Source organism: Pseudomonas sp. PB103 (genome assembly GCF_009764635.1).
GTDB lineage: Bacteria > Pseudomonadota > Gammaproteobacteria > Pseudomonadales > Pseudomonadaceae > Aquipseudomonas.
The window spans coordinates 1-5597 of record NZ_RWIL01000116.1 but is presented as its reverse complement, the minus strand read 5'-3'; the positions used below and the strand labels follow the sequence as shown (position 1 = coordinate 5597).

Below are 5597 nucleotides of genomic sequence, written 5' to 3'. Positions count from 1 at the left end.
CCATCCCGCGCATCGGCATGGAAGTGCTGGTCACCTTCCTTGAAGGCGACCCCGACCAGCCGCTGATCAGCGGCTGCCTGTACCACAAGGAAAACACCGTCCCGTACGCACTGCCGGCGAACAAGACCCGCACGACGTTCAAGACCCTGAGCTCGATGGGCGGTGGCGGTTACAACGAACTGCGCATCGAAGACAAAAAAGGTCAGGAGCAGATTTATCTGCATGCCCAGCGGGATTGGGACGAGAACATCGAGCACGACCAGAAGATTCGGGTTGGCAACGAGCGTCACGACACGGTTGAAAAGAACAGCTACACCGAGTTCAAGGCTGAAGAACATCACACGGTTTATGAAGATCGCAAGGTTGAGGCGCAGGCCAGTGATCACCTGACGGTTGGGGTGAATCAGCACATCAAGATTGGTACTGGGCAGTTCATGGATGCGGGGCAGGAGATTCACCTTGATAGTGGCATCAAGGTCGTGCTGGAAGCGGGAGCAGAGCTGACGCTGATCGGTGGGGGCAGCTTTATCAAGATCGATGCCGGTGGCGTTACACTGAGCGGGCCGGTGATCAACCTGAACTCCGGAGGTGGGCCCGGAAGCGGAACAGGCGCTGCTGCAATACTTCCTGTCCCTCCCAAGCCGGCGGACACCGCGCCCGTGGGGAAAACGCTGGGGAATGCCCCTATCAACACGGCAGCACCGAGAACCACCAGCGAAAAGGGCAAAGAAGCGCTCATCGTCGATGTGTGGGGAGATCCCGATTTAGGTAGCCAATTGCAATTGCTGGGGCCAGAGGACAAGGCATGAGTGAGTTCAAGGACAAGTCCATCACTGAAGGGACGCGCAAGAAGACCGACTACGAGAACGATCAAAAATCGCGGCTGGCGCTTAACGTAGAACGCACAGATGGCGGCAAGTTACAGATTCCGATCATGGTGGACGCGAAGACCACCGAAGAGCTGGACAAGTACCAGCAAAACACCTTGCTTGCGATCACACCTCTCGCCCGCCTGCCGGGACACGACAAGCTCAATGAAACTCTTCAGGGCGGTGTACCACGTGCGGGCCGCGTCTACGTTTTTCAGAACAACAAGGTGTGGCGTGAACTGGTCACCGACGGCAAAGGGCAACTGTCCGAAGTCGATTTAACCCATTGGCGTAAAGTCGCAGAAAAAAAAGGCAACGCCGATAACCGCGAGCCGGTGGGCGTCAAGCAGCAACTGATCTTGGTACCGATGTTCCTTCAAGGCCGCTTTGTCGGTCGACAATTGAGCATGGCGTTCAGTGAAGTCTCATGGACGTGGGAATACATCACCTGGCTGGAAGAAGACCCAAACCGCATAAAGGCCCGTAGCCAAAATATGGCCTCCGCTTGGGCGGCAACAGCGGGTGAAACCACGCACTGGAAAGCTACTCAGATTCATCCCGCAACTCCGATCAAAAAACTGACCAAGGGTCTGCGCTCTCGGGATTTCAGCATTGAAGCAGCGATGGAAGATCCTGCGGATTTCACGCCGGACTTCGCAGCCTTTAAACCCGATGCGTTAATCATGAAGCTGCAAAAGCGCAAAGAAGAACTTGCTCAAAAAATCGAACGCACGCCACCGCCAGCCCTGCCAGCCTTGGAGGCGGGAGAGGACTTGCTGGCTCAAAAGGGGCTGCGGGATTACCCGCATCTGATTGGCATGATTCTGGATGATCCGTTGTTCGCCCTTCGTCATGCGACTTCACAGGTAAAGGAATGCGTCGACTATCTGCAAACCCTTAATGCCTTGGTCCCTCACCAATCCCACGGGCGATATGCACAGGTTTTATACAGCACACTGGCAGGCCCTCTTGCAGATCTAATAGACGAAGTCGACCTACCCAAATTGCAAGCGGTGGTATTCGAAGAAGAACGTGAAAAGTCCCGTGAGAAGCTGGAAAAAAGACTGTCGATACTTGTCGATGTATTGGACAAACAACTACAACCAATACTTCTCGACTGGTGCTATCGGAATGATGACGGCTTAGTCGAGCCCTATAGCCTATTGACCCTGGCCCTAGATGCTCTTAATCAGGTACCCGAGAGAAGCGATGTAATGTATACCGGAAAAGGTTATATGGAACTGACCGGTTCCATTAATCGACTTGTACAAAGTCTGCTGCAAGGACAGCACCCACTGGGTAGCCTGCTGCTAGCAAAAACCGCTGAGCAACTTCCAGAACTTGTCAAACGTCTAAAATCCATGTGCAACAGTGGGCAGGCGCCAGTACCGGAAGCCATGGGATTGAGTACATTGATGCTGACGGCATCGTTAACTGGCGAAGTTGACCAGCCCAGCGCCGGAAAAGGTTTTGCATATTTCCTCGCAGACTTACTCGATAACTTCGGTGCCAGCGTCGTGGCTCAGATCGGTCGTTTGTCCCAGAATGCGTCAAAGATCCAGTTTGATCGCTTGTTTTCCCCTACACTTGTAACCTTGGCTGCACTTTCGCCAAAAATTAACGAAATCAAGTTGATGCCTTACGGTCAGGCACTGGCTCAAGAGTATGTTGTCATCGGTGTGCAGGGTGCAGGACTGCGTGGCGGACTTACTGACGTCGAACGCCAGGCACTCACTCGCAAAAGTTACCGTTACGCAACGCTTCACAATCAGTCCGGCACAACTGTGGGAAGTACTAGTCCGCGCGGCTCAACAGCAGGCCAGCCTGCATTGCGCAATGTCACGGTCATTGCGATCCCAAAGGGGAATGCAGACTTGGCCAACTACAGTGAATTCCGAGTTCGTTTTGGTGCTTTGACCCAGACAATGGAAAAGAACAAAGCCGTGCCTACGTTGATGGTGGCATTTGCAACTTACAACCTTTTAGTTCAGATAGATGCTAACGCGAGCCTTCAATCCGGAGGAGAGGAAGATCGTGGGACAGTCGGTGTCATTAGTGCAGCTGTTGATTTAATAGCGGCTTTAGGTAGCCATAGCAAACTGCTATTCGGTTCATATACAACAAATTACATAACCAAACCGAGAATTGACGTAAAAACTCTTTCTTCTCGTTGGGCGCTTAATTTGGAAAAACAAACAGGCAGCCCCAAGCTTCCCTTACTACGTGCGGTTGGTGGCGGTGCGACTTTATTAGGAGCTTCCCTTAGCGGCTGGGATAGCTACCGAGCGCTCAAACAGGGAGATACGGATGCGGCGGCTGCATACGCGGTAGCAGCTGCGGGTGGTGGTTTGTGGGCAGCCTATGGTCTTGGAATTGTTATAAATCCCTATGTTCTGGCAGTGGGAATGATCTTAACTATTGGAGCAACTATTGCAGCCAACCTACTAACCGATACCGACATAGAAATAGTGATAAAAAAAGGGCCATTTGGCCTTCAGTTTGCAGAAACAGGAATACTCGATAAAGCTCTGGGTAATGGCCAGCGTTTCGCAAACCTAAAAGACCCGGAGATCGCCTACAAGCAGTTACTTGGTATTATCGGGAAGCCACAAATATTCGTACAGCGGCTGGCTGATTGGCGTAAAAAAGCACCAACCTCTCATCTCAAAGCGCTACAACAAGCAGAAAACTATCGCAATCCTCTGCCTAACTCAGGGACTCAATGTGTTATGCCCGGGAGGCAAGCACTGGCCGAACATGATTGGGCCATCGTCCTCAGCTCCCCGTTACTGTCCATGTTTGAAAATGATCAAAAATTCCAGTTGATCGCCCAAGAGTTTCAGAGCCAACTGCGCATTAGTGGTTCTTTCGATGTTAAACGCTATAACCGAGTTCCGGCTGCTCCACCGAAACTGGCAGGCCTTTTACTAGATTCTACTAGCGTGCTATATGTTCTCCCCTCCGCCCTGCCCATTGTCCAGCTTAGCCCTCTAGACCGGCATCGTGTGCGCGTAACCCAAGGCTTGAAAGTCAGCGCTCAATTTGAGTTAAATTCCGACCACGCAACCGATCGGTTGGTGCTACCGCAACCAAGCCCAAAAAACTGGACAGCTTTTACAGAGGCCAACCGACGTTTGCCATCGGATGACCCGCGATCCGATGCACCGCCTTACTGGCAGATTGAAACAACCGAGTTTTCTCTATGACTGCTAAAATAAACGCCCCTTATACAACAGGTGTCTATCGCAGCAATAGCGATTCACCATTACCTCCTCCGAAATGGGCTGAGGATGCTAATAGGTCAGGAAACTTTGACACGCATCTAGCCTTTGGTCACTACGCCAACTTAGAACCTGCGACCGAGACAAGTAACCAGTTGCAAGGTGAAGAGCAATATATATATCAGCGACAACATAAGCAAGGAAAAGAGGAAGAAGCATATTGCGATGCCAAGCGCTGGCGCTTTCAAAACTCAAGCAAGATTCCACAGATTATTCTTGCATGTAAAATGATGTGTTTTTTCTTCATATGGGTTCTTTGGGGGACGGGACTCATAGTTGAGTTTCTACCTAATACCGGACGTAAAGACTTCAATGCATTTCTGATTTTAGTGTCATCATTTCTAGTTGTCGCTCTAATGATTAGCTCACTCGCTCTTTACATGAGCGGAAAAAGAGCCGTTCATTACTTACAAATAATAGGTTTTTTTACATTATCCATATCTGCCTACTCACAGACAGGGGCGCTATGGGGTAGTGATAAGCTACATATTTACTTATGGTTCGGTACCTTTCTTTACTTTTTGGGTGCTGTTGGCTTCAATTGCGTGCTCTGGGTTTACAGCAACTTGAACACCCACGACGGAAGCGAGTTCAACCGCCTGGACGGTATGCTCCGCTTCAAGCGTCGCTTCCGTCGACTCTTCGTCGCCCCCTTTGAGGAATTCGATCCGGTGCTGCAACTGCTTCCAAGCGGTTATGGCTCCCACGACTACGCGTTGTGGCTGCATCATCGCTATACCGACAACAAAATTTGCTTGGCGACCAAGGTTCACTCGCTGGGGTTGGATCAGGCCAACACACTCGCTTTTTGGGATTGTCTACAGCGCTACATGGATATCACGCAGCCGCTGCCTGACCTGCCTGTGCTTGAGCAAAGTCGCCATCTTGATCCCGTGACAGTGGCCCACGATGTAAAAACTGGCCGCAACCCACGACGATGGAGAGATCAGTCGGAGAAAGGATGGATCACAGGTGGCCAGAAGGCTCTGGCCAAACAGTTGCAGGAATATCCATGGCAAAAAGAACCCTGCATCGTAAAAGCGCGTATCGATCCATCGTTGACGATTGAGGCGTACTACCGCGCTCAAGAAGCGAAAGGGATACATGCAACTCCGAAAGCCGATGACTTCGATAATATTCATCGTTCATGATTACCTATGGCGCCATCAACAACAAAATGCACAACTGCCAGGATCCGGGCAACTCGCACTTCACCCACCTGGAAGAAGTGCAGTTCATCTACCGTAAAATCACCTGGACCCACGAAGTATCCGGTACTTCGGGTTCCGATGACTGGCGTGCTCCAGTCGTTTAATTACAGCTGATCGCTTCACACATCGGCCAGCTCTGCTGGTCGATGTTGTTTACGCCCCTCCAGAATTTCGCGTACGTTGACCCGCTTTCGCGGCCGTCGACGAGCGCCGCTGTACAGCACGAGGAACAACGG

Annotated in this window: 3 protein-coding genes and 1 pseudogene; all 4 read left to right on the top strand. The window is 51.4% G+C overall.

Going from position 1 to position 5597, the window contains the following annotated elements:
* A partial coding sequence (locus EJA70_RS20700) for a type VI secretion system Vgr family protein (RefSeq protein WP_371924615.1) occupies window positions 1–809 on the top strand: 809 nt, incomplete at its 5' end.
* Complete coding sequence (locus EJA70_RS20695) at window positions 806–4075, top strand: hypothetical protein (protein WP_158833133.1); 3270 nt, start codon at window positions 806–808, stop codon at window positions 4073–4075. The genes EJA70_RS20700 and EJA70_RS20695, both read left to right, overlap by 4 nt.
* A 596-nt stretch (window positions 4076–4671) precedes the next feature.
* Window positions 4672–5301 (top strand): hypothetical protein, encoded by a 630-nt coding sequence (locus EJA70_RS20690; protein ID WP_158833135.1) that lies wholly within the window; start codon window positions 4672–4674, stop codon window positions 5299–5301.
* Window positions 5302–5315: 14 nt separating this feature from the next.
* Window positions 5316–5465: pseudogene (locus EJA70_RS20685) on the top strand (type VI secretion system tube protein Hcp); the annotation flags it as partial.
* Between the last annotated feature and the right edge of the window lie 132 nt (window positions 5466–5597).

Bases quoted from the DNA above. Each gene is read 5' to 3' on its own strand.
- EJA70_RS20695 (WP_158833133.1), top strand. From the start codon at position 806: ATGAGTGAGTTCAAGGACAAGTCCATCACTGAAGGGACGCGCAAGAAG.